Origin of the sequence: Peptoniphilus ovalis (genome assembly GCF_018919265.1) — a bacterium.
In the GTDB taxonomy this organism is placed as follows: domain Bacteria; phylum Bacillota; class Clostridia; order Tissierellales; family Peptoniphilaceae; genus Peptoniphilus_A; species Peptoniphilus_A ovalis.
The window spans coordinates 236,785-262,053 of sequence record NZ_JAHLQO010000005.1 but is presented as its reverse complement, the minus strand read 5'-3'; the positions used below and the strand labels follow the sequence as shown (position 1 = coordinate 262,053).

Below are 25,269 nucleotides of genomic sequence, written 5' to 3'. Positions count from 1 at the left end.
GGATGTATGAAAAATCGAATACTGTCATTTTTAATGGCAATTACAATGATCTTGGAGATTCTTGCACCACAGATTGTAGTAGCCAATAAAAGACAACTGTCTTATTCTGAAGAAGATAAGACAAATATAATAGATGCCGGTGATTATCCTAAAATTACTGGAGATATTTTTAGAGAAATAGCAAGAAATGAAAGCAAGAAACAAGGAAATATTGTAGGAGAAAGAGGAAGTCGTCCTTTTTCTTCTCCTTATATTCCACCTGGAAATACACCTACTGATGAAAATAAACCTTTATTTTATTTGAATTTAAAATCCAAATTTGAATTAGTAGGTCTTGAAGGTAGAGAATTTGACTGGGACAAGATATTTAAATCAGAAAAAATTGGATTGAAGTTCTTTCAATTAAATGATGAAGGAAAGAGAACTGGAGTTCAGTTCCACTTTAAAGCTGGAAAAAATGATGAGCCTATGTGGGAAGCTGAGGCTAATGAACCTGCAAAACTCCCAGTATATTCAAATAAATTGAAACCTTATACCTATGAGGTAGAATTTGATGGCGAAGTAGCTAAAAATGTTCAATTAGTGATAGGAACAGAATCAGGAACGCCTAGTCAAACCACTTGGATAAAAGATCCAGCCACTGGGGAATATACTTCGACAGCAACACTTCCAATGGCTATTTATCAAGTAGCTGCTACTAGCTTTAGCACTGTTTGGAATACTGCTTTAAATGAAAATGAAAGACCAGAGATAATTGGAGAATTTGAACCAGAAGGAAAGGACACAGATGATCCAGAAGCACTTCCAGTCAACTTAACATTTCCTAAAAATGATAATGATGAAGTAGTTCTTAGAGCGAGATTTAAAGAGAATTACGAAGAAGATGATTCAAAAAATCAATATCCTTTATTAGATAAAGAAATCAAAAAAACTCCTAGAGTAGCTATTACTGGCGGTGATGAATATACTATTGACGATGCAAGAAAAACTATTACATTTAGAGCAAAGAAGTTTAAATATGAATTTAATTATGATGTCGTAGATGGTGGTAAGCTAACTATGACAGAAATAATCCCTATAACTTTCGATGCCAATGGTGGAAAGTTTGCTTCAATCACTGATAGTAGCGCAGAGCAAAAAATCACAAAAGAAGTTGAGTATGGAAAGGACTTAACTGAGAAAATTGAAACTCCGAGTAATGAAGGAGAATCATTTCAAGCTTGGGGAATTAAAGATGATACTTTAAATATTAATCCAATAAATGAAGGTGCATTAAAAAACATTACAAAAGCGAAGACTTTCTATGCTATTTGGAATAATGACATTATTCCTCAAGACGGCGATAATAAACCAGAAAATGTTCCAGATAATTATGTGAAAGTAACTTTTGATATGACTGATAAAGTTAAAAGTAAAAAGGACTTTCCAAATAAAATCTATTGGGTAAATCCCGATAAAGAAGTATCATTTATAGAAAAAGAACCGAGAGGTACTTGGATAGATTTAACTACTCTAGACAAAGAATGGATGTTCAAAGAGTGGGAAAATAATAATCAGAATGATAATATTACAATTTCACTAGGTAGAGATAAAAATGGTGAAGTAAAGGTGCCTGATGATACACTAAACTATAGTGTAATAAAAGGAAAATTCACACAAAACACTATTTTCAAAGCAAAATACAACCTTATAATGGAAGAGACATTAATTCCAATAATTTTAAGGCAACCTTATGTTGTTCCTGTTTATACTTTTGTCTCTCCAGATAACCTTGTTGTAAATGTAAATGGAAGCAAGGACAAAAGGTATACAAATTTTCCGGAGAGTACAATATATTACTTTTTAGATGGAGAAACAAAAGTTTCTCATAAAACTTCTAATACACCAAAGACTTTAGATGTTGTAATTAGTGTTTCATATAGGCCAAACGACAAATTAACTAACAGAAGCCAAATTAAGAAAGGTCAAATTATTTTTGTGGAAAATGTTGTTCCGCAGACTGGAGAAGAGAAGCCTTTAGTTCCAGATAATTATGTAAAGGTGACTTTAATTCCAGGAGAGCTATCTAATGATGAAAATACTATTTATTGGGTAAATCCAAAAGCTGAAGTAACTATAAAAGAAGCTGACGTAAATCCTATAAAAGGACATAAACTAACTCATTGGACACTAGACAAAAAAGAATTTGATTTTACAAAGAAATATAAATTCACTGAAGATAAAGAGATTTATGCTCAATATTCAAAAAAAGGTGATTCAGAAGAAATAGATCAACCAGGAGTTAAATTTATTGTAGTTAATATAGGAGATAAAATACCTTATGACACTTACAAAGATAATATAATCCCTAGAAAAGGTCTAAATGTAGATTATATAAAAGTTATACAAGAACCAGATACTTCTAAAGCAACATTTCCTTATGATGAGACTGATACAAAGGGTCAGGTAGCCAAGGTAAAGATAAAGTATGATAATAATTTTGAAGAAGAAGTAGAAATACCTATCACTGTAGTTCCTGATTATATAGATATTACTGATGATCAAAATAAGGAAGTTCCAAAAGATTTTGTAAAAGTTACAGTTGAATTAACTGATAAGGCTGATTTAAAAGATGATAATGGAGATCCATTGACTGGAGAAGATTTAAATAAAGCCAAGACTAAAATTTATAAGGTAAATCCAAATAAAGAAGTTAGCTTACCAACTCAAAAACCAACTGGTAAAACTATTTCAAAATCTACAGAAAACCCAGTTGAATTTACTTGGAATTTTGAAAAATGGACTTCAGATGAAACTCCTTCAAGAGAATGGAAAGAAAAAATAATTGGACAGTTTAAAAATGAAACTACTATCACTGCTAATTACACTAGTGGTAAAGCTGATAATGGCGAGCTATTAGCAGAAGAGAAAGAAGTCTTTGAATCTTACAAATTAGGAAATGAGTGGATAAATAATTTTATTCCAACAGAAGATGACTTAAAAGATTTGGTTAAACTAAAAGACGATAATGGAAATAAAGATTTGCCAACGAGTGCTATTGTTGAGCTTGTAGTTGGAGAAAAAGCATCAGGGGAAAAATATACAAATCTTAAAGAAGAACTTTATGATAAGTTGCAAGAAAAAGACGAGACAGAAGTTTATAGGATTGAACATATTAAGGCTAAGGTTACTTTTAAAAATGGAGAAGCAAAGGAAATTCAAATTCCAATTAAGGTAATTAAGAATATATACGAAGCGAAGACTTTGACACAAAAACCTATATATGTTCCAAATAATTATGAAAAAGTAACTCTTAATCCTACAACTAAGGCAAAAGATCCTCAAAAGACTTACTATTATGTAAATCCAGATGCTTTTGTGAAGATTCCAGGCACTGATCCTACAGGTAATGCTGATAATACATTTACTCAGTGGCAAGTTGATAGAGGTGTTACTAAATTTAAAGATACTACTGTCCAAGCTAATAAAAAATATGAATTAGCGAGCAGGTATAAATTTGCTAGAGACACAATTATACAAGCACAATATGTGAAAGACGTTATTCCAGAAGATGCAAGTGGAAAGCCAAGCACAGTTCCAGATAATTATGTAAAGGTAACTTTTGTTCCTACTGAAAAAGCAAATGATGCAACTAATTCTAATAAAATTTTTTGGGTGAATCCTGCAAAGGAAGTAAAAATTCCAGTGGAAAATCCAGTTGGAAAGCAACATTTTACTTTTAAAGAATGGAAATTAGGTGTAAATGCAGATGGTGATGCTTACAATCCATCAGAAGCTAGACAATTTACACAAAAAGAGACAACTATAACTGCAACTTATGATGTAGCCAAGGATATTATTCCTTATGATCCAAAAGAACCAACAACAAGACCTGATGGATATGTAAGAGTTTCCTTTGAAGCAGAAGATGGCTTAGATCTTTCTGATGTGAAATTCTATTATGTTAAGAAAAATTCAAGTATAAAACTTGGCGATGCTTCTTTGGCAAAACCAAGTGTAACTGCTGATACTGGATATAAATTTACTTCTTGGGATAAGGCAGATACTTTGGAAATTACTGATGTTGATGTAGTTGTAAAGGCACAATCAAATAAATTGCCAACATTAGTGCCAGAAGAAGATGATCAAGGTAAACAAAATGACAAACCTAATGGCTATGTAGAAGTAAGCTTTGTAATAAAAGCTGCCGATCAGTCAAAGGGATCTATTAAAGGTGTAAGTAAATTTTATGTAAATCCTAAGGAATATGTAAAGATTAATCCTCCTGCTACTGAAGCAAGTACTGGTTATGAGTTTGGTGCATGGGATGTAGATGCGACAATTCCTAGAGTTTATACTGAAGATATTACTACAATAACTGGATCATTTAATCAAATAAAAAATGTCATTCCTAAGACTAAGGATGATGATTCTGAAAAGCCAAAGGGATATAAGACTGTTACTTTTGAAATTGAAGGTGTTGGTGGATCTATTAATGCAGGAGAGACTTCAGTTTATTATGTTGATCCTAATAGAGATGTAACACTTACTCCACCGAAGACTACTGCGAATATTGGCTATGAATTTAATACTTGGACACCAAATCCAGCGACATTGACAAAATATGAAAATGACACAACTATTAAGGGAAGCTTTAAGAAGTTAGATGATATTATTCCTAAGGTTGGAGAAGGGGATAAAGAGAATCCTAAACCTGAAGGTTATGTGAGTGTAACATTCTTACCAGGAGATAATGGAAAACTTGAAGGAAAGACAGTTTATTATGTAAATCCTACTGCAAATCCTGCTATTACATTAGGAAATGTAAAAATTATAAAACCTACAATTAAACCTAATGTTGGATATAAAGTTGCTGATCAAGCTTGGGACAAAGTAGATAATACTGAAATTAAAAGTGATACAAATGTAACTGCACAATATACTCCTTTAGATGATGTTATTCCAAAGACAAAAAATGATGATTCTGAAAAGCCAAGTGGCTATATCACTGTCAAATTTAGTGGAGAAGAGAATGGTACTTTAACTGGAAACACTGTCTTCTATATTAATCCAAATAAGGCGGTTGTTCTTCAAAACAATGCACCAACTATAAATCCAAACACTGGATATGAAGCGGCTGGTTGGGACACTTCACTTAATAGAGCGATTAAATATAATGATGGAGATGTTATCAAAGCACAATATAATCCATTAAATAATATTTATGAAGAAGAAAAACCTGGTTATGTTAAGGTTGAGTTTAATAAAGGTCAACATGGAGAATTAAAGGGTACAGTTAACTATTGGATTAAGCCAGGTGTTGAGGTTACTATTCCAGAGCCAACTGTAAAACCTAACATTGGATACAACTTTAAGCAATGGGATAAAACTACAACTATTACAGCGAAAGCTAATGACCCAACTTATGTAATTACTGCGACATATGATTCTATTGCAGATGTAATTCCAGGGGATCAAGCTAAGCCTAATGGATATGTAGAAGTTAAGTTTGTAGCAGATAACAATGGTAATCTATCTGGAACAACTTTATACTATGTAAATCCAAATAAAAATGTTGATTTAACGACTCAAGCAAATGCTATTGTTAAAAATCCTAATGTTGGTTTCACAGAAGTAGGTGGAACTTGGAATCCAAATATAGATACCAATAAAAAATATACTGACCGAGTAACAACTTATACTTTTAATTTCAAGAAACTTGATGATGTAATTCCAGGTGGAGATAATGTAACTCAACCAAAGGGTTATGTAAAGGTTGATTTTATAGCTGGAGCAAATGGCAGTCTTGCTGGTGGAAATAAAACTTATTATGTAAACCCAAGTAGAAATGTAATGATTGTAGATCAAGCAACTGGAGCAACAAATGAGATTGTAGTTCCAACTCCAACACCAAGTGCAAATTATGAATTTGATTCTTGGTCTCCGGCTATTGACAAGACAAACTCAATTACTTCTAGTGTAATCTATGAAGCTAGATTTAAGTCTTTGAAAGTTATAATGACTTATGATGGAAATGGCAACACTGAAGGTACAGTACCAGAAGCTTTATCCTATGATGTTGGCACAGAAATTACTTTAGCTGGTGGAAGAGATCTTAAAAAGAATAATTATGTTCTAAAGGCTTGGAAGATAAGAGATAAGACTTATGCTCCTGGAGAAAAGTTTACTATCAAAGAAAACACTACTGCGACAGCAGTTTGGGAAGAAGATTTCCACAATGTTAGCTTTAATACTGATGGTGGAACTTATATAGAGCCACAAAAGGTTAAACATGGAGGAACAATTACGCCAGTAACTTCTCCAACTAAAGAAGGCTATACTTTCACTGGTTGGAAAGTTGATGGAAATGATTTTAATCCAACTAATGATAAAGTTACAAAAGATATTACCTTAGTTGCTCAATATGTTCCTAATGTAATCCCTCAAACTGGTGAAGATAAACCAAATAATGTTCCAACAGAATATATTTCTATTACTGTCAAAACAACTGATAAGGCAACTGAAAATAAAACTGAAATCTTCTGGGTTGCACCAAATAAAGATGTTACTATTTCAGTACAAAATCCAACTGGTAAAAAAGTTGAAAGGACAACAACTGAAGCTGAGTTTACTTGGATATTTGATGGTTGGAAATCTGATGAAACCACTCCAAGAGAATGGAAGGATATAATTTCAGGAGTATTTACAAAAGCTACAACTATCACTGCCCAATACACAAAGGACAATGCAAAGGCTGGAGATATTGTTGTAGAAAAATATGCAACAACTGAATCTATAAAGGATAATAATGGAAACTTTATCAATAATTATCTTCCAACAGAAGAAGAATTAAAGTCTTTAATTAAAGTTGTCGATGCAAATGAAGAAGCTCAACCACTTGCAGCAGGAGATAGCGTACTATTTACAATAGAAGCTGGCAAAACTTTTGATGAAGTAATTTATGAAAAGCTAAAGGAAAAACCTGATTACAACAAAGATGTTAGAGTTGAAACTATAGAAGCTGAAATTACTTTTGCAAATGGAGTAAAGAAAAATGTCGCAGTGCCAATATATGTTTATAAAAATATCTATGAAGGTTTGACTCTTTATGGCAAGCCATTAGAAGTTGTCAATGCAGAGGCTGCTACAGCTAAAGAGTATATAAGAGTTGCCCTTATTCCTACAGAAAAAGCTATTAATCAACAAATAAGAGTATTTTATGTGAGAAAGAATGCGGCTGTTATCATTCCTGGACAAGATCCTACTGGTAGAGATAATTATATCTTTAAAGAATGGAGATCTGATAAAGATAATTTAATTAATGCTAATGCTATGTTTAGAGCAGCAAATATTCCACTAGATCCTCCAGTTGTAAAGGATAATGAAAAGGTTGATTTGGGAAATAGAATGAGATTTGATCAAAACACAGACATAAAGGCTCAATATGACAAGAAACCAGACCCAAAACCTGAAGTTCCAGATAAGCCAACTCCAGATACTCCAGACAAGCCAAGTCTTCCTGATTACAGACCTGACAGACCAAGTTATGGCGGCGGTGGCTCAACTATTTTCGTTGAAAAGCCAGTGGAAAAAATTATCAAAGTTCCAGACAATGCTTATGGCAAGGAAGTTTGGTATATGCAAGGTTTTGAAAATGAGTTTAGACCAAAGGATGGTCTAACTAGAGCTGAAGCTGCTCAGATTCTTGCTAATGCACTTCTTGAAGATGGATATAAGTTTAATAAAGACTATAAGATTTCCTACAAAGATGTGGGCGATGCCTGGTATACTAAGGCGGTTAAAATTGTAACTGAAGCAAATGTCTTTGAAGGTTATGATGATGGTGAATTTAAACCTCAAAAGAAAATCACAAGAGCTGAATGGATTTCTACTTTAAAGAGATTCCAAAAATTATCAGACAAGTCTGGAAACCATATGAATTTAAGAGATGGCCACTGGGCAATGGCTGAGGTTGAAGCTGCCTATGAAGCTGGATGGTTGAAAATTTATAAAGGTGGTCTAGCAAGCTTTAAAGAAGATGAAATAATCTCAAGAGAAGAAGTGGCAGCTGTAAGTAATAAAGCTTTTGATAGAGTTTTAGACAAGACTTATATTAAGAGAAATGAAAAGAGCTTAGTGACTTATAAAGATGTCGATGAAAATATGTGGTCTTACGAAGACATACTTTGTGCAAGTAACACTTTCTTATTTAAGAATAAAGATTATAGAGCACATTGGGTAGATAGAGACAAGAATATTTTTAATATTGACACAAGTGGGTTTGAAATTGTGCAAGATAAATTTCAAAGAGATCCAAGATAAAGACTTAGGAAGACTCAAGAGGGTCTTCCTTTTTTGAGGTTATTTTAAATAATTCTGAGGGGAAAAATTTAAAAAAATCTAATAATGAGAATTAAAAAAAGACGGGGTTACCGTCTTTTTTTGTGCAAATTAGCAAATTAGCATTCGATTGCATTTTCCCAAAGTCCGTGGATATTACAATAGCTTAGTGCGTAAACTTCTCCACCTTTATCAGTTTTAACTTCAACTTCAACTCTAGGAACTGTGTAAAGTTCTTCTTCGCCGTGAGCGCTAAATTCATAAGAACCAACTTCGATTGGGAATTTAGCTCCTTCAGGTTTAAAGAAAACTTTAATCCATGCAATGTGGTGTTCTAAAGTATTTGGATGTTCGATTTCTTCTCCAACCCAAGAAGTAATTTTTAATACTCCATCAGCCTTTTCTGCGTGAATTGATGGAACGTGTTTTTCTGATTTAAAATCAGCAGTTTGTACTGTTTCAGTTAATTTCATAAAATATACCCCCAATAAATTTTGTATCTACAATACAATTATCTTTTACCCAAATATAGAAAAATTAACCTAAAAAGATAAAATCAAGACAAAGAGTTTTTCTTCTAGTATAATAAAATAAGAGGTGAAAAATGGAAAATATAAAACTAATCGCCACAACAAATTTCGGACTAGAAGCAGTTACAAAAAGAGAGCTTCTAGATTTAGGATATGAAAATATAAAGACAATGGACGGAAAAATTGAAATAGAAGCAACACTTTCTGACATTCCAAAGCTAAACTTAAGACTTAGAACTGCAGAAAGAATTCTTTTATTAATAGATAAATTTGAAGCAACAACTTTCGAAGAATTATTCGATAAAGTCTATGAAATCAACTGGCCAGATTATATAGCTGAAGAGGACAACTTTATTATTCAAGGAAGAAGTAGAAACTCAAAACTTTTTTCAATATCTGACAGTCAAAGAATTACCGAAAAGGCAATAATTGAAAAGCTAAAAACAAAATACAAAACTTCTTGGTTTGAAAAATCGGGTCCAAGAGTAAAGATTGAAGTTGCACTTTTAAATGACATTGCAGAAATAACTATTGACACATCGGGAGATGGACTTCATAAGAGGGGATACAGAGAAGTAAATTATAAAGCCCCACTTTCAGAGACAATTGCAGCATCACTGATAAAGCTTTCATACTGGAATAAAAATAGAACTTTAGCTGACCCATTCTGCGGTTCTGGAACAATTCCCATTGAAGCAGCAATGATTGGCAAAAATATTGCACCAGGACTTATGAGAAAATTCGACTTCGAAAAATTTAAATTCTTAGATGAATCTATTTTTAAAGAAGAAAAGAAGATTTGCTATTCAGAAATCAAATACGATGAAAAACTAGACATCATCGCTTCGGATATATCACATAAAGCAATAGAAATCGCAAGAAATAATTCTGAAATACTTGGACTTGATGAAGACATTTCATTTTTCCAAAAGGACATTAGAGAACTAGACCTACCAGATAATTATGGAGTCCTAATAACAAATCCTCCATACGGAGAGAGAATTGGAAAAGAAGATGTCGATGAATTAAATAAAGAACTTGGAAATTTAGCAAAAACATTAAAGACTTGGTCCTTTTATGTCATAACTGCCAACGAAAAATTCGAGAAAAATTTTGGAAAAAAATCTGATAGAAACAGAAAACTTTACAATGGTAGAATTAAGTCTTATTACTACCAATACTACGGTCCAAAGCCAAAAAAATAATTGTAAAATAAATTATATTTGCTATACTAGGTTTAAAGAGGTGAGCAGGTGGAAAAGTACTTAAAAAAACGAAAATTAGAACTACAAGTCCTTGATTCAATCGCTGATTTAGTTAGAGTACTAGATGCCAATGAAAAAGTGGTATTTGTCAATAAATCAATGGAAGAACTTCTAGGATATGATTCTGAAAGAAAAATTTGTACCCTTGGAGAAGACCTCTTTAATCCAGATATAACAAGAAGAGCCCTAAGAAGTGGAGAAGTAATTCAAAGAGAAGAAAACATAGGTAATACTATTTTCTCTGTAAAATGCTCTCCAATTTATTCCAAAGATGGAGAAATCTTAGGAGTAGTAGAAGTTTTTAGAAATGTCACAATGGCTAGAAAACTTCAAAAGGAAATCACTGAGAAAAATAGATTTATGACAGAAGAAACAATGGCAGCATCTATTATTCAAAGGAAAGTTCTACCAGCTAAGGGCTTTGTACAAAATTTAAAAATGGATTATCTTTACATGCCGTCAAATATACTTAGCGGCGATATGTTCGATGTCTTTGAAATTGACGAAGACAATGTGGTAATTTATATTGCAGATTCCGTTGGACATGGATTTGCATCGTCAATGGTGACAATGTTTATAAAAACTGTGATTCGTTCCATGGAATACTACACTTTAATTTCTCCAAAAGATACACTTAACGAACTTTGCGATAGCTTCACAGAGCTAAGCCTTGAATTGGAAAATTATTTCACATGTTTTTATGGAGTATATAATAGAAAAGAAGGGAAATTTACTTATTCCAATGCAGGACATCAACCGCTGCCACTTTTAATTAGAGATGAAAATATAACTGAGCTTGATGCAAAGGGTTATCCAATATCTAGATTTGCACAAGACCCAGAATATGAAGAAAGAGAAATAGAAGTCACAACAGGAGATAAACTTTTCTTTATGTCTGATGGAGTTATCGAAGCTCGAAATAGTGACAAAGAGCCTTTTGGAATAGAGCGTATAAAAGATATATTAAAAGTAAACAACAGAGACTATATGGACATCCTTGAAAATCAACTTTATTATTTTATTGGGGGAAGTCAAATAGACGATATAACTGCATTACTTATAAATATTTGGTAAGACTGGTTCGCTGGTCTTATTTTTTTATGATTTATATATTATAAATCCTCTAATTGAATTATATTTTTTGAATTATACTTTGAAATAAAAATTAAAGTATGCAATGGTGTATAAAATAAGAAAAAAAGTTTTTGTATTTATTTTAAAAAATAAATTTGTCATAATTTCAAAAAGTAATATAAGTTAATAAGCACAAATCAATATTGAAGTATACTTTGTTAAATGTTAAACTATCAGTATAAAGGAATTAGGAGGATTTATGAAAGTAACTATTTGTATGGGATCTAGATGCACATTAATGGGTGCAAATGCTATATTAGATGCAGTGGAGTACTTACAAGAAAATTTATGCGGACCTGATTCAGAATTATGTTCTGCAGAAAATTTAGAAGTTGAATTTGCAAATTGTCTAAACTATTGCAAAATTCACAACAATGAGGCATCTCCAGTTGTCATAGTAGATGATGAAATAATGCTTAAGGCCACTGCACAAGAAGTTAGTGAAAAGATTATGGGTAAACTTAGAATTTAATTTTTAGAGGGTAAAGATGAAAGAGATTTATGGTACGCTAGTCGACATAAGAAGAAAGGTTTTTGCTGAAGTTGCAAGAGTTGCTTACAACGATTTAGACGTAACGGCACTAGAAGATTCTTGTTACAGAATCGTTCCAGGAGAAGTTGCTAAATATAGAGATAATATATTTAGAGAAAGAGCAGTAGTTGACGAAAGAATTAGACTTGCAATGGGTATGGACGTTAGAAAAATTGGCGAATTCAAAAGACTTACTGATGGATTTGACAAAGTTGATATCGATACAAATGCCTATGAAAAACCGCTAATTAATGTAATTAAATTTGGTTGTGAAGCATGCCCAACAAAGGCATATTATACAACTAATAATTGTAGAAAATGTCTTGCACATCCATGTATTAACGTGTGTCCAGTAAATGCAATTTCTATGGGGAGAAATGGCACTATTATTGACACAGAAAAATGCGTAAAATGTGGAAGATGTGCTGATGCTTGTCCATATAATGCAATTGTACAATACGACAGACCTTGTGCTGCAGCATGTGGAGTAGATGCAATAAAATCAGACGAATTCGGAAGAGCAGAAATCGACCAAGATGCATGTGTAGCTTGCGGAAGATGTATTGCAGAATGTCCTTTTGGAGCAATTTCTGATAAGACACAAATTTTCCAACTTATAAAAGCAATAAAAGCAGGAAAAAGAGTCTACGGAGCAATTGCACCATCATACATTGGACAATTCGGTGCTAAGACAAGCCCAGACCAAATAATAGAAGCTATAAAACAACTTGGATTTGAAGATGTAATAGAAGTTGCACTTGGAGCAGACCTTACAACACTTCACGAAGCAAAAGAATACTTAGAAAGAGTTCCAGAGGAAATACCATTTATGGGAACAAGCTGTTGTTTCTCATGGACACTTATGATTAGAAATAAGTTCCCAGAATTTTTCGAACAAGTATCTGACTCAGGCTCTCCTATGAGATACACTGCAAACTATATCAAAGAGAGAGACCCAGAAGCAGTAATTTGCTTTATAGGACCATGTACTTCGAAAAAACTTGAAGCACTTGACACTAAAGTAAAATCAGATGTAGAATTTGTAATCACATTTGAAGAACTAATGGGAATGTTAGTTGCTAAAAATATCGAGCCATCTGAAATTGAAGTAGAAAAGAACGAAGAAGATGGATCAGCACTTGGACGTGGCTACCCAATAGCTGGTGGAGTTGCAGAATCAGTTAAAGTAGTAGCTGAAAAAATTGCACCAGATAGAGACATACACATCCAAGGAGCACACACATTATCAGAATGTATGAAGATGCTAAAGATTGCAAAAGCAGGAAAGCTTGATGGATACCTACTTGAAGGAATGGCATGCCCAGGCGGATGTATAGCAGGAGTAGGAACAGTAGCATCAGTAAATAGAGTTAAGAAGTCAATAGAAAAATATAAGAAGGATTCAGAATTCCCAACTCCTCTAGAAAATACAATGATTGAAAAAGAGAGAGAAATTATTCAAAATAATGGCTAAAATCTGTTGACAAAAAGGGCTTAGTAGTCTAAAATATAGGTCATGTTTAAAAAGCCCCGGAATAATTTTTTAAACTATTTAGGAGGAAAATTCATTGAAAAGCTACATGGCTAAAACTAATGAAGTAGAAAGAAAATGGTATGTCATAGATGCTGAAGGCAAGGTACTTGGTAGACTTGCAACTGAAATTGCTAGCATCTTAAGAGGAAAGAAGAAACCTATATTTACACCACATGTGGACACTGGCGACTTCGTAATTGTAATAAACGCAGACAAAGTTGTATTAACTGGTAATAAGTTAAATCAAAAGATTCACGCTTATCACACAGGATATCCAGGCGGAAGACGTGAAGTTGTATACTCTGAAATGATTCAAAAGAGACCAGAAAGAGTCATCGAACTAGCTGTTAGAGGAATGCTTCCTAAGAGCAGACTTGGCAGAAAGATGATTAAAAAGCTTAAGGTTTATGCTGGAAATGAGCATCCACACGAAGCTCAAAGACCAGAAGTATATGAATTTTAATTGGAGGTAAGAATGGATAAAATACAATACAGAGGAACTGGAAGAAGAAAAAAATCCATCGCTCAAGTTAGACTTCTACCTGGCAATGGAAAATTCACAGTTAACGGAAAAGATATAGAAGAATATTTCGATTACGAAACATTAAGAACAGTAGCTAAAGAACCACTAGAACTTACTGAAACATTAGGATCATTTGATGTAATTGTTAAAGTTATCGGTGGTGGATACTCTGGACAAGCTGGAGCAGTTAGACACGCAGTTGCTAGAGCACTTCTAGAAGTAGATCCAGAATATAGAGCTGATCTTAAAAAAGCAGGATACTTGACAAGAGATCCGAGAATGAAGGAAAGAAAGAAATACGGTCTTAAAAAAGCAAGACGTTCTCCACAATTCTCAAAAAGATAATATTTATAATAAAGATAGAAGCCTTGAACACCAACCAAGGCTTCTTTTTTTTAATGGTAGAAAAAATTGTGACTGGTCACAATTTTTTCGGTTTTCACGACGAAAGCGACCGCAGGGAAGCTTGAGTCGATGAAGAACCTTATGCAGCGACCGAAGTAATTGCGACTGGATAGGGAGCAATTACAAGGGAGTCGCGAATGGTATGTCTTCACAACGAAGTCGAGCGATAGCAAAGACTGAGTTGATGAAAAACCAACTGCATCGTACTTATGGGGACTGCTGTGTGCCCTATGGGTATCCCTGACAAGTTGAAAAGGGACCGTCCCCGTAACTAAAAAATAAGTTTTAAATAAAATAGCCAAGCTTCGTCTTAAATAATGGGGACAGTCCCTTAGTAAACCTGACAAGGACAGTCCCCATCCTCAGCCTTCCCACCAAAAACTTAAAATTGGCTGTCCTTTCGGGACTGTCCCTGACCTAAAGTTAAAAAATAGCCTCAAGATAAATATATTTTATTAAAGAAGAAAATTTGTCCAACTTGGGACTGTCCCAGTGTTCTATTACGCAGAAAATCTGTGGGACAGTCCCAAGATTTATTAATTTATTATTTTTGCTAAGATTTTATAAAACATAGTTATTAACAAAGAAATACGTACGGGATACCCATAGGGTACGCGGCAGTCCCAAACCAAGAGGGCTGCCCGTACTTATGGGGACTGTCCCTGACAAGTTGAAAAGGGGACCGTCCCCGTAACTAAAAAATAAGTTTTAAATAAAATAGCCAAGCTTCGTCTTAAATAATGGGGACAGTCCCTTAGTAAACCTGACAAGGACAGTCCCCATCCTCAAGCCTTCCCACCATAACCAAAAAAAAGAACCTATCTCATCAATTATCATAAAATAGGTTCTTTATCTTCTCATAATTCAATTTCTTCATATTCTCTTCTCGAACTTTCAAATTCTCATTAAAGCTCTCAAATTTTCCCTTAATATCTCTTTGCTCAGCCATCATCTTTAGATTCATTAGCCTGTCAGATTCATTAATATAATTAAAATACCTCTCGTTCTTCTCGCCGAAATAATCATAAACCCTAATCAAAATATCAAAACCATTTAAAAGCTTATTAACAGTCACTAAACTATCCATTACAAAAATCATAGAAATAGAAACAGCAAGAGCGTGAATAATATCATTATCAGCAACCTCTAAAAAGAAAAGTAACATTGGAGTTATATGTTTAACAATCAAAATATTAGCAGATCCAAAAATTATCATCCCATAAAGACAAACACGTCTGTGTATTTGAAAAGGATAATCCTTGTAATCCCACCACCTTTGGTGAAAAAATCTCTCCAAAACATATCCAATAACATACTCTACAGAACAGCAAATTGTCGCAGAATAAATAAAGATAAATAAATTGGAATCAATATTTTTTAGTGCCAAGTAAGAAAGTATAGCCCCAATACCATAAATCGGACAATAAGGTCCCAGAAAAAATCCCCTGTTTAAAACACCATCATATTCCACAGATGAGCATAGAAAACTTTCCCAGCACCATCCAATAAATCCATAGAAAAAGAAAATAATAATAAACTCTGAAATTCTCATAAATCAGCTCCAAATCTAACCTTAGCAGGCTTATTACGATTAATAGTTTCTTCAGTAGAAACAATTTTATCAGCAGTTGTCACAATCCATGACTCCTTGTATTTAGGCGGAATCACAGTTAATGGAAACATGTGCTTAACAATAATGTCCCTTTCCACTTCATTAAGATCCATATCCTTTGAAGCTTCGCGAAGAGCAATCTTAGGATGAGTAAAACCATGGATTTGTCTTTCCTTCTTGCCATCATGCCAGTCGTATAAAAAATAATCGTGTAAAAGTGCACCTCTCATTAAACTGTCAAAATCAACATCAATATTATACTTAAGCGCAATATCAATTGACTTAATAGCAACAGAAATCACATGGTCGTAGACTGTAGTGTTGCCATGTTGAATGAAATTTTTAGTCTCACTAAATCTAGTCTTTTCATTTAATTCAATAACAATTTCTTCAAGTCTTTTAATTAACTCGTCTCTCTTATTCATCATATTACCTCTAGAAATATTTTAATATATAAAAGTAAAATAAAAGCAAAGTTTTTATTAAAATTATAAGAAATTTTTGCGAAATCTTATAAAAATTGTAAAAAAAGCATAGCAACTTTTGACATTTAATTCTATGTATATATTAAGGGGGTGAGAAAATGGCAATCACAGCAGCAGAATCAAAAAGAATGCTAAAAACAGTAGTGACTAATACAGACGAAGCTGGCAATATGAAAAAGAGAACAATCACTCTTAGAAATATTAACAGCCAATCAACAAACGACCACTTATACGAATTATCAGTAGCAGTGGGCGGATTATTAGAAGGAAGTCACGCAGCAGCAGTAAAAATCACAGAAGAAGAAATTAAAAATCAAATTTAAAAGGAGGTAAAAAATGGAACCAAAGATAACACTTAGAATGGACTTTGCAGATGCACAAAACAACAAAACATCAATAACAGTGACAAATCCTAAGAAGGATATCTCATCAGTTGATGTAAAAGATGTGACTGGAAAAATCGTCGATAATTCCCTTGTAATAGGAAAAATGGGACCAATCACAAAAAATCTCGGCAATGTCTTAATCACAAGAACAGAAGCAGAAATTTAAAATGGAAGAATTATTGGCACAAATCTCAAACATTGGCTTTCCCATTGCCATATCTTGCTATTTATTGGTGAGATTTGAGAAGAAGCTAGAAGAATTAAAAGAAGTCATAGGAGAATTATCCAATGCAGTTGAAAAACTTAACAAATAAAAAATGAAGAATTTTTTCTATTATATATAGGAAGAATTCTTTTTTTTAATGGTAGAAAATCGAAAGACAAGTCTTGATCTAAGACGGCTGTCCTCACCTTGTGAAAAAATAAGGAAAGGGTCAGACCCCTAAATAAAGAAACTTATCCAAGGAGCATTTTAGAGCGAGTCAAAAAATGGTAGACAAATGTATAAGAGGGCTGTCCCTTGTTGTCGATAAAAGAACATTAGAATGAGAATGATTTTATAAAAAAGAAACAAGAAGTTAAAAAAAGGGGCTGTCCTCGCTTAGAGAAACAAAATAAGGAAGGGGATACCCATAGGGCCACGGCAGCCCCTTTCATAAGGATAAACTTAATTCTAATAACTCAACAGCAAGAAGACGTTGAAAAAATAATAGTAAAGGACAGCCCCCGTATCCGCAAAACAATTATCCTCAAACCCATTAACCAAGCCAAAAAAACAAAACATTTGCCATTTTGTTGTATTTTGGAGGGCTGTCCCTTGTTGTTAATAAAATAAGTTGTCAATGAAAATGAACTAGAAAAAAAGAAACAAGAAGAGAAAAAAGGGGCTGTCCTCGAACCAAAGAAAGTTTTAAAGGAAGGGGATACCCATAGGGCACACAGCAGCCCTTTTAAAATTAAAAAAAATAGTTCTTATAAAGAAGAACTCAAGAGAGAGAAACAAAATAATAGCAAAGGACAGCCCCGTAGCCGCGAAACAATCAACCTCAAACCCAATAAACAAGCCATAAAAACAAATCACTTGCTAAATTGTAACCTTTTTTAATGGTAGAAAATCGATTGACAAGTCTTAATCTAAGACGGCTGTCCTCGCCTAGTGAAAAAATAAGTAAAAGGTCAGCCCCCTTAAATAAAGAAACTTATCCAAGGAGCATTTTAGAGCGAGTCGAAAATGGTAGACAAATGAAAGGTTAGCTGTGAGATATTTATTAATTTTATGAGAATTTCAAAAGGATTGGAAATGTTATATAATTACATATAGTTAGGAGGGAAAATATGGCATTTAAACCAAGACAATATTCAGAAACTGGAGTTTATCATATTTATGCAAGAGGAAATAATAAAGAAATAATATTTAAAGATGATGACGACAAAGAAAAATACATAAAACTAATAATCCAATCGAAGAAAAGATTGGGATTTCAAATATATGCATATGCAATAATGGACAATCACCTTCATATATTGTTAAAAATTGAAAATGATAAACTCAGTAAAGCTATGCAAATAATACAACAATCCTACACTCAATACTACAATAAGAAATATAATCATGTTGGAAGAGTATTTCAATCTAGATTTAAATCAAAGCCTTGTAAAGATGATATATATTTGCTTGATCTTATAAAATATATACATAGAAATCCAATAGAAGCAGGATTGGGAATTAAATATGTAAATAAATATACATCACACAAAAATTACTTGGCAGATAAAGATGAAGTATGCGATTCAGATTATTTGCTTTATATATTTGACGAAAATAGAGAAAAGGCAAGAGAGGAATATATGAAATTCTTAGATATGCCATATAAATATAGTGGAAAAGATATTTATTTATAAATACGAGAGTAGTTAAATCTAAGAGGGCTGTCCCTTGTTGTCAATAAAATAAATTTAAAATTAATATGAGTTAATAAAAAAGAAACAAGAAGATAAAAAAAGGGGCTGTCCTCGCTTAGCGAAACAAAATAAGGATTGGGACAGCCCCTTCATAAAGATGAAACTTAATTCTAATAACTCAACAGCAAGAAGACATAGAAAAAATAAAAGCAAGGGACAGCCCCCTAAAAATGGTAGAAAATGGAAAGACAAGTCTTAATCTAAGAGGGCTGTCCCTTGTTGTCAATAAAATAAATTTAAAATTAATATGAGTTAATAAAAAAGAAATAAGAAGATAAAAAAAGGGGCTGTCCTCGCTTAGCGAAACAAAATAAGGATTGGGACAGCCCCTTCATAAAGATGAAACTTAATTCTAATAACTCAACAGCAAGAAGACATAGAAAAAATAAAAGCAAGGGACAGCCCCCTAAAAATGGTAGAAAATGGAAAGACAAGTCTTAATCTAAGAGGGCTGTCCCTTTTTGTCAATAAAATAAATTTAAAATTAAAATGAACTAATAAAATAGAAACAAGAAGAGAAAAAAAGGGGCTGTCCTCGAACCAAAGAAAGACAAATGGTAGGGGACAGCCCTTTTAAAATTAAAAAAAATAGTTCTTATAAAGAAAAACTCAAGAGAGAGAAACAAAATAATAGCAAAGGACAGCCCCCAAAAGAAAGTTTTAAGGAAGGGGATACCCATAGGGCACACGGCAGGCCTTTCATAAGGATGAAACTTAATTCTAATAACTCAACAGCAAGAAGAAGTTGAAAAAATAAAAGCAAGGGACAGCCCCCTAAATGACAGCCCCCTAAATATGGTAGAAAATGGAAAGATAAGTCTTAATCTAAGAGGGCTGTCCCTTGTTGTCGATAAAAAAACATTAGAATTAAAATGAACAAATAAAAAAGAAACAAGAAGATAAAAAAAGGGGCTGTCCTCGAACCAAAGAAAGTTTTAAAGAAAGGGGATACCCATAGGGCACACGGCAGCCCATTCATAAGGATGAAACTTAATTCTAATAACTCAACAGCAAGAAGACGTTGAAAAATAAAAGCAAGGGACAGCCCCCGTAGCCGCAAAGAGAGTCGTAGTTATAATCATCCTAAAACCCAGTAAATACCACATCAATAAAACATATTTGCTAAATTGTAACCTTTTTGTTATAATCATAGCTACGGGAAAAATCCCATATTATCACAAGGGACCCAAAGTAAAACACAAAAAGAAATATTACAACAATATTTCAATAAATTACAAAGCGAAAAATTTATGTAATATAAATGTAATTTTACAAAGGGTAAACTTAGTGTATAATATAAACAAAGAGGAACATGACAATTAAATATTAAACGAAAGGCGATATTTATTTGTCGACCTCTTAGCCGATCTGTTCATAATCGGCGACAAAAGTTTGAGACTTTTGTAGAATCTACAAAATTTTTAAGGAGGTCGAAAGACAAATGAACAAGAAAATTCTTTCTCTAGTACTAGCACTAGTAATGGTACTAGGAACATTCACAAGTGTCTTCGCCGAAGCTAAAACAACTGAAGCTAAAAAAGATGAAGCTAAAGTTGAAAAAATCGAAAAAGTAGTTGGAAAAGATAATAAAATCCAATACGTTAAAGATTTAAAAATAGTTGAAGGCGATGAAAAAGGAAATCTTAACCTTGAAAGCAATGTTAAGAGATCTGAAATCACAAAAGTTCTTGTAATTGCTAACGGTGAAGAAGAAGCCGCTAAAAATTTACAAGGAGTAGGCGGAGTTTACAAAGATCTTAAAGCAGATCACTGGGCAAACGGATATATCGTTGCTGGTACAACTCGTTCATCTAAAGTTAACGACGTAAAAATGCTTAATGGTTATCCAGATGATACTTTCAAAGCAGAAAATGACGTAACTTATGCAGAACTTGCAAAAATGTTAGTTGTTCTTGCTAAAAAGGACCTAACAGTTGAACAAGCAAACAATGCTGTATGGTACAGAGACTGGATCAACTGGGCTAACGAACTAGGAATCTTTGCTGACGTTACTGTAACTGACTACAACAAGGCAGCTAACAGAGCAGATACTTTCACAATGCTTTATAACGCTCTTTACACAATGAAAGAATTCAAGAGAGTTCCTTCAAATGAAACAAGAGGAATCCTTTCTAACCTAACTAAAGATGTTATCCAACTTAACCAAGATAGCAAAGCTGAATACAAAGTAACAAATGACACTGTATTTGTTACAGGAGAAAATGGATCAAGAACTCAAATTAGACAATTAAGAGGAATTGATAAAGAAGTTAGAGATTACTACCTAGGATCTTTAGTAAGAGTTCTAGTAAACGATAAGAATGAAGTAACTCATATTATCGAACTTGGTAACCCAGCTGAATTAGCTAGAGGAAACAATCCAGCAACTGCAAAAGCAGATAATACTATCTGGAGAGGTGTTTCTGACAATACTGTTGAAACAACTAACTATGCAGTAGCTAATTCAAAGATTAAATCTAACGATGATGTTACTAAAGAAAAATTAGTTAAAAATGGTCATGCTTTTGTTACTGTACAATTCAAGAGCAACAACACTAAAGTTGACACTATTACATTTAACAATGTAAAAGATGTTAAAAATGATAGACATGACTTAGCTCTTAAAGTTACTGATAAGACTGAAATCTATGTAGCTAACCCAGCTAACAACATTATGAAGAAAGTTGCTAATATTAATGAAGCACTTTCACTTGTTGGATTCCAAAACTACAGAGCAGGATATCCTATCTTTGATGTATATGCAGGATTTGATTCAACTAATATTAACAAAAACTACGGAGCAATTGATTTTGATACAAGTGCTAGACACACTGCAAATGTAGTTGTATTTAACCTTGTTAACAAAACATTTAAGGGAGAATTATTTAGAGTAGTTAACTCTTCTTCTTCTAACTTCAGAACAACACTTGAAAGAACTGATGGAACTCTAGTAGATAGAAATAACGTATATGATACTTCTAGATTCCCATTAGAATATGGTGATTTACTTGATGTTATCGAACTTGATGATGTAAGAACTGGCTCAATCTACACAACTGTAATTGACCACTCTGATACAGACAAATATCCAATTGTTAAGATTACAGAAGTTAAAGATAAATTAGTATACATCGAAGACAAGAATGGTGAAAGATCTGTTCTTGATGCAAGAGATGCTGATATCTTCTCAGAAAAACAATATGGTAAATTAGAAGCTGGTACTTCTATTCAATTCTCAGTTAATAAAGATCACAAAAACCAAGCTGAAGTTATTTCACTTCTTGGCAATCAAGATCTTAAGGGATCAATCTATGGAATAATCCCTTCAGTTGATAAAGCTCAAAGAGTTGGTAAAATTATTTCTGTTCAAGGAATCGATACTGCTAACCCAACTGTAACTATTAGAGTTGATTACAACGTATTTAATAGTAAAGATGCTAGTAGAATTGAAACTTACAGCGTATCTAATGAAGACGCTAAAGCACTAAAAGCTTTCTCAGTTGCTTATCCAGAAAGAAAAGTTGACTTTAAAGTTTCTGATAGAGTATTTAGAGATAATCAATACGCTACAAACTTTAAAGACAACACAACTGGAACTAACATTGTTTATACAAAAGCTAAAACAAATGTAGAACTTTTAGTTGAAAAAGCTATTAAAGCTGACAAAGACTTCAGAATTATTAATGATAATAATATCAGAGAAGCAAAAGATCTTTTATTAGAAATTAAAGGATTAAAGGCTGCATTTGGTGTTATTGAAGAAACTGAATGGGGTCAAATTGAATATACTAAGTACGAAGATGCAATTAATGCTTTCGAACAAAGAATTCAATTAGCAGAAAAAAATACTCCACAAAAACAAACTTTAGCTGAACTAAATAAAGTTACTGATACTCTTACAGTAACAATTGCTAATCAAGAAACTTTAGATCACCCAGAAAAAATTAACAAAGCTATTAATGATGCTGTAAAAGCTCTTGTAGATACTACTAAATTTGAAGTTTACACTACAGAAGTTCAACCTGAACAAAAAATAGTATTTAATGGCAATAGAAAAGCTGGTATTAAAGTTACTCTTGAACACAAAACAGCTAAACATACAGCATCTAAGAATATCTTAGTTACTGTTAAAATTCAAGGAGAAGCTTAATTAGACTTATCTAATTAAAATAAAGAAAACCCAAGGAAAAATCCCTGGGTTTTTCTTTTTACATATTTTTATAAGTTAAGATCATAAAAATCTATTAATAGTAAGATCACAGAATGCTAATTTTAAAGGATCACAGAATGCTAATTTTAAAGGATTACAGAATGCTAATTTTAAAAGATTACAGAATGCTAATTTTAAAAGATTACAGAATGATATTATTAGATAAATTTATTTTTTATTTTCAAAAATATTCACTTACCTAATCTAAACTCTATATGAGTTTTTATTTTTCACCAAAATAAACAAAAGTTTGAAAAATTATTCTTATCATATTGACTTATCAAAACAAATGTTTTATAATATCCTTATAATTTATGTAAGGAGGACATTAATTTGAATAATTACGAAGATTTTGACAAAATTTTAAAGTTAGCACTCATTGGCGAGAATCGTGCCAAGGCGCAGCTCGTCGAGATGCTTGATCCTCTTATTCGCTCATCTATTAAGAAGTATTGCCCTATTTTTAATGAGTTTGAAGATTTATATTCAGATGGTGTGGCAATGGTTCTTTTCTGTATTGAGAATTTTGACAACAAAAGGTCTTTCTTAAAATATGTGAAGTCCTATTTGATGTACCATTATCTCAATACATATAAATATCTCAAAAATTTTGATACTCATGTGAGTGATGAGAAGGGAGATGATGATTTAAGTGTCTTTGATACTTTGGCTTCAGATGAAGATATTGAGATGGAGTTTTTAGAAGGGGAGAAGCTTGAGGTTTTAAAGGATGCTCTTGACGCTTTGACTCCAAGGCAGAAGGAGGTGGTTGTTTTATATTTTTATGAAAGGCTTGGTCTTAGCGAGATTGCAGATTACCTTAGGATTTCCAAGTGGACTGTGGTCAATCTGAAGAGAAATGCCATCGAGAATTTGAGAAAGTACATCGCCGGGAAGTTGTGATGTGGTGGTTGGGTGGGTTGTGAATTTTCTGATGGGGGACTGCTGCGTGCCCTGTGGGTATCCCTGTCAGGTTTGCAAGGGGACCGTCCCCGATGGTGGGGAAGAAGAAGTTAAGGGGATAAGAGATTAGAGGGCTGTCCCTTGTTGTCGATAAAAAAACATTAAAGTCATAATGAACTAATAAAATAGAAATATGAAGAGGAAAAAAGGGGCTGTCCTCTGACTGAAAAAACAACGGGGCAGGGAAAGCACCTAAAACATAGCATACTAGGACTGCTAATGTAGTAGTTAATGGGGATACCAAAGCTAAAACGGGCTGCCCTTCAGGGCTGTCCGTATAAGAAAGAAAACATGAAAAAGAAGCAGGCGACAAAAATAAGCAAAACGGGCTGCCCTTAGATTTAAAAAATCTAAAGAAGCAGATATCCTTCGCTGTGTCGTTGGTTCTTCATCTTCTATAATTTCGCTAGGCTTCATTATAGGAGTGAAGAACGCAAATTAAAATTTGCTACCATTTAAGAGTAGCCTGCGAGGGTTGCAGTCGAAGAAGTTGAGGGGATTGGGACTGTCCCGGAACTAATAAAAATATATTAGGATGATAATAATTTATGAAAGAATTAAGTTTATGGAGTTTGGGATACCCACAGGGCACACAGCTGTCCCAGTTTTTGTAATTGATGAGGACAGCCCCTTATAAAATTAGTAAAACTTAATTTTCATTAAGATTTAATAATGACAAGACATTAAATTAATAAGAAGGGACAGCCCTCTAGGGCACGCAGCAGCCTCTAGGAAAATTTGCTACCATTAAAAGGGAGCCTGCGAGGGTTGCAGTCGTGGGGACTGTGTCCCCATTGGAAGGATTATAAAAGGAGGAAATAATGAAAATCGAGAAAAAACTTATTCGTTACAATCACTCTAGTAGAAGAGGAGCGAAACCAATTTATATCGTTGTTCATGATACTGGCAACAGAAATAAAGGTGCAGGAGCAATGAATCATTACAAGTATTTTAATGGTGGCAATCGAAATGCTTCGGCACATTACTTTGTCGATGATAAGCATGTTGTGGAAACTGTTGAGACAAGTAGGTCTGCTTGGCACTGTGGAGATGGTCGCGGCAGATTTGGAATTTATAACAATAATTCCATTGGAGTTGAGATTTGTATCAATCCTGATTCTGATTATGAAGTGGCTCTTGAAAATGCGAGAGTGTTGATTAGGGAGCTTATGAAGTTTTATAACATTCCACTGGGTAGAGTTGTGAGACATTACGATGCATCGAGAAAGATTTGCCCAGGATCAATGAGTGCAAACAATTGGCAGAAGTGGTGGGAATTTAAAAGTAGTATTTAATACTATTGTACATATTTTAGTAAGGCTTAGAGCCTTTATTTTTTTGCTCTTTTTGGAGATGGGTGGTTGGGGGATTTTTGGGGATGTTGTTGATTTTTGGGACTGTCCCAGAAT

19 protein-coding genes are annotated in these 25,269 nt (G+C 33.3%); 16 read left to right on the top strand and 3 right to left on the bottom strand.

Annotation, left to right across the window (positions count from 1 at the left end; genetic code table 11):
- Positions 1-6 precede the first annotated feature (6 nt).
- Entirely contained in the window at positions 7-8,301 is an 8,295-nt protein-coding gene (locus KQI68_RS08755; protein ID WP_216549753.1) for an InlB B-repeat-containing protein, read from the top strand.
- 137 nt (positions 8,302-8,438) lie between these two features.
- Here KQI68_RS08755 and KQI68_RS08750 read toward each other — a convergent pair whose 3' ends face one another.
- Positions 8,439-8,792, bottom strand: coding sequence for a class II SORL domain-containing protein (locus KQI68_RS08750; protein ID WP_216549752.1), 354 nt, complete (start codon positions 8,790-8,792; stop codon positions 8,439-8,441).
- A gap of 131 nt (positions 8,793-8,923) precedes the next feature.
- On the opposite strand from KQI68_RS08750, the gene KQI68_RS08745 reads away from it, so the two are divergent.
- The 6 genes from KQI68_RS08745 (at position 8,924) to rpsI (ending at position 14,182) form a co-directional block, all read left to right on the top strand.
- Positions 8,924-10,054 (top strand): THUMP domain-containing class I SAM-dependent RNA methyltransferase, encoded by a 1,131-nt coding sequence (locus KQI68_RS08745; RefSeq protein ID WP_216549751.1) that lies wholly within the window; start codon positions 8,924-8,926, stop codon positions 10,052-10,054.
- A 48-nt stretch (positions 10,055-10,102) separates the two neighbouring features.
- A complete protein-coding gene (locus tag KQI68_RS08740) occupies positions 10,103-11,188 on the top strand; it encodes a SpoIIE family protein phosphatase (protein ID WP_216549750.1) in 1,086 nt (361 codons plus the stop codon).
- A 259-nt stretch (positions 11,189-11,447) separates the two neighbouring features.
- Positions 11,448-11,720, top strand: coding sequence for an NAD(P)H-dependent oxidoreductase subunit E (locus tag KQI68_RS08735; RefSeq protein ID WP_216549749.1), 273 nt, complete (start codon positions 11,448-11,450; stop codon positions 11,718-11,720).
- A 16-nt stretch (positions 11,721-11,736) separates the two neighbouring features.
- Positions 11,737-13,254 carry a 4Fe-4S dicluster domain-containing protein gene (locus tag KQI68_RS08730; RefSeq protein WP_216549748.1) on the top strand — a complete coding sequence of 506 codons (1,518 nt, stop codon included), beginning with the start codon at positions 11,737-11,739 and terminating at the stop codon, positions 13,252-13,254.
- A 94-nt stretch (positions 13,255-13,348) separates the two neighbouring features.
- A complete protein-coding gene (gene rplM, locus KQI68_RS08725; RefSeq protein WP_216549747.1) occupies positions 13,349-13,777 on the top strand; it encodes a 50S ribosomal protein L13 in 429 nt (142 codons plus the stop codon).
- Positions 13,778-13,789: 12 nt separating this feature from the next.
- Complete coding sequence (gene rpsI, locus KQI68_RS08720) at positions 13,790-14,182, top strand: 30S ribosomal protein S9 (RefSeq protein ID WP_216549746.1); 393 nt, start codon at positions 13,790-13,792, stop codon at positions 14,180-14,182.
- An 886-nt stretch (positions 14,183-15,068) separates the two neighbouring features.
- On the opposite strand, the gene KQI68_RS08715 is transcribed toward rpsI, so the two are convergent.
- Positions 15,069-15,794 carry a putative ABC transporter permease gene (locus KQI68_RS08715; RefSeq protein WP_216549745.1) on the bottom strand — a complete coding sequence of 242 codons (726 nt, stop codon included), beginning with the start codon at positions 15,792-15,794 and terminating at the stop codon, positions 15,069-15,071.
- Entirely contained in the window at positions 15,791-16,282 is a 492-nt protein-coding gene (locus tag KQI68_RS08710; RefSeq protein ID WP_246541284.1) for an HD domain-containing protein, read from the bottom strand. Before KQI68_RS08710 ends, KQI68_RS08715 begins: the two co-directional genes overlap by 4 nt.
- A 155-nt stretch (positions 16,283-16,437) precedes the next feature.
- Between KQI68_RS08710 and KQI68_RS08705 the strand changes: the two genes are divergently transcribed.
- From KQI68_RS08705 to KQI68_RS08665, 9 genes are all read left to right on the top strand, one after another.
- The gene (locus tag KQI68_RS08705; protein WP_216549744.1) at positions 16,438-16,662 is read left to right on the top strand and encodes a DUF1659 domain-containing protein; all 225 of its coding nucleotides are present in this window, start codon (positions 16,438-16,440) and stop codon (positions 16,660-16,662) included.
- A gap of 13 nt (positions 16,663-16,675) precedes the next feature.
- Positions 16,676-16,891, top strand: coding sequence for a DUF2922 family protein (locus KQI68_RS08700; RefSeq protein ID WP_216549743.1), 216 nt, complete (start codon positions 16,676-16,678; stop codon positions 16,889-16,891).
- Between the two features lies 1 nt (position 16,892).
- Positions 16,893-17,039: a YvrJ family protein gene (locus tag KQI68_RS08695; RefSeq protein WP_216549742.1), complete on the top strand. Its 147-nt coding sequence runs from the start codon at positions 16,893-16,895 to the stop codon at positions 17,037-17,039.
- Between the two features lie 1,021 nt (positions 17,040-18,060).
- Complete coding sequence (locus KQI68_RS08690) at positions 18,061-18,627, top strand: transposase (RefSeq protein WP_216549741.1); 567 nt, start codon at positions 18,061-18,063, stop codon at positions 18,625-18,627.
- A gap of 614 nt (positions 18,628-19,241) precedes the next feature.
- Positions 19,242-19,436, top strand: a complete 195-nt coding sequence (locus KQI68_RS08685; protein WP_216549740.1) for a hypothetical protein — start codon at positions 19,242-19,244, stop codon at positions 19,434-19,436.
- Positions 19,437-20,128: 692 nt separating this feature from the next.
- On the top strand, positions 20,129-22,837 hold the full coding sequence (locus tag KQI68_RS08680) for an S-layer homology domain-containing protein (protein WP_216549739.1): 2,709 nt from the start codon (positions 20,129-20,131) through the stop codon (positions 22,835-22,837).
- Between the two features lie 113 nt (positions 22,838-22,950).
- Positions 22,951-23,100, top strand: a complete 150-nt coding sequence (locus tag KQI68_RS08675) for a hypothetical protein (RefSeq protein WP_216549738.1) — start codon at positions 22,951-22,953, stop codon at positions 23,098-23,100.
- Between the two features lie 130 nt (positions 23,101-23,230).
- Positions 23,231-23,800, top strand: a complete 570-nt coding sequence (locus tag KQI68_RS08670) for a sigma-70 family RNA polymerase sigma factor (protein ID WP_246541283.1) — start codon at positions 23,231-23,233, stop codon at positions 23,798-23,800.
- A gap of 881 nt (positions 23,801-24,681) precedes the next feature.
- Positions 24,682-25,155 (top strand): peptidoglycan recognition protein family protein, encoded by a 474-nt coding sequence (locus tag KQI68_RS08665; RefSeq protein WP_216549737.1) that lies wholly within the window; start codon positions 24,682-24,684, stop codon positions 25,153-25,155.
- Positions 25,156-25,269: the final 114 nt, after the last annotated feature.

Excerpts from the sequence above, each read along its gene's own strand:
- KQI68_RS08755 (WP_216549753.1), top strand. The coding sequence starts at position 7 with ATGAAAAATCGAATACTGTCATTTTTAATGGCAATTACAATGATCTTG.
- KQI68_RS08750 (WP_216549752.1), bottom strand. The coding sequence starts at position 8,792 with ATGAAATTAACTGAAACAGTACAAACTGCTGATTTTAAATCAGAAAAA.
- KQI68_RS08745 (WP_216549751.1), top strand. The coding sequence starts at position 8,924 with ATGGAAAATATAAAACTAATCGCCACAACAAATTTCGGACTAGAAGCA.
- KQI68_RS08735 (WP_216549749.1), top strand. The coding sequence starts at position 11,448 with ATGAAAGTAACTATTTGTATGGGATCTAGATGCACATTAATGGGTGCA.
- KQI68_RS08730 (WP_216549748.1), top strand. The coding sequence starts at position 11,737 with ATGAAAGAGATTTATGGTACGCTAGTCGACATAAGAAGAAAGGTTTTT.
- rpsI (WP_216549746.1), top strand. The coding sequence starts at position 13,790 with ATGGATAAAATACAATACAGAGGAACTGGAAGAAGAAAAAAATCCATC.
- KQI68_RS08715 (WP_216549745.1), bottom strand. The coding sequence starts at position 15,794 with ATGAGAATTTCAGAGTTTATTATTATTTTCTTTTTCTATGGATTTATT.
- KQI68_RS08710 (WP_246541284.1), bottom strand. The coding sequence starts at position 16,282 with ATGATGAATAAGAGAGACGAGTTAATTAAAAGACTTGAAGAAATTGTT.
- KQI68_RS08705 (WP_216549744.1), top strand. The coding sequence starts at position 16,438 with ATGGCAATCACAGCAGCAGAATCAAAAAGAATGCTAAAAACAGTAGTG.
- KQI68_RS08700 (WP_216549743.1), top strand. The coding sequence starts at position 16,676 with ATGGAACCAAAGATAACACTTAGAATGGACTTTGCAGATGCACAAAAC.
- KQI68_RS08695 (WP_216549742.1), top strand. The coding sequence starts at position 16,893 with ATGGAAGAATTATTGGCACAAATCTCAAACATTGGCTTTCCCATTGCC.
- KQI68_RS08690 (WP_216549741.1), top strand. The coding sequence starts at position 18,061 with ATGGCATTTAAACCAAGACAATATTCAGAAACTGGAGTTTATCATATT.
- KQI68_RS08685 (WP_216549740.1), top strand. The coding sequence starts at position 19,242 with ATGGTAGGGGACAGCCCTTTTAAAATTAAAAAAAATAGTTCTTATAAA.
- KQI68_RS08680 (WP_216549739.1), top strand. The coding sequence starts at position 20,129 with ATGAACAAGAAAATTCTTTCTCTAGTACTAGCACTAGTAATGGTACTA.
- KQI68_RS08675 (WP_216549738.1), top strand. The coding sequence starts at position 22,951 with ATGCTAATTTTAAAGGATCACAGAATGCTAATTTTAAAGGATTACAGA.
- KQI68_RS08665 (WP_216549737.1), top strand. The coding sequence starts at position 24,682 with ATGAAAATCGAGAAAAAACTTATTCGTTACAATCACTCTAGTAGAAGA.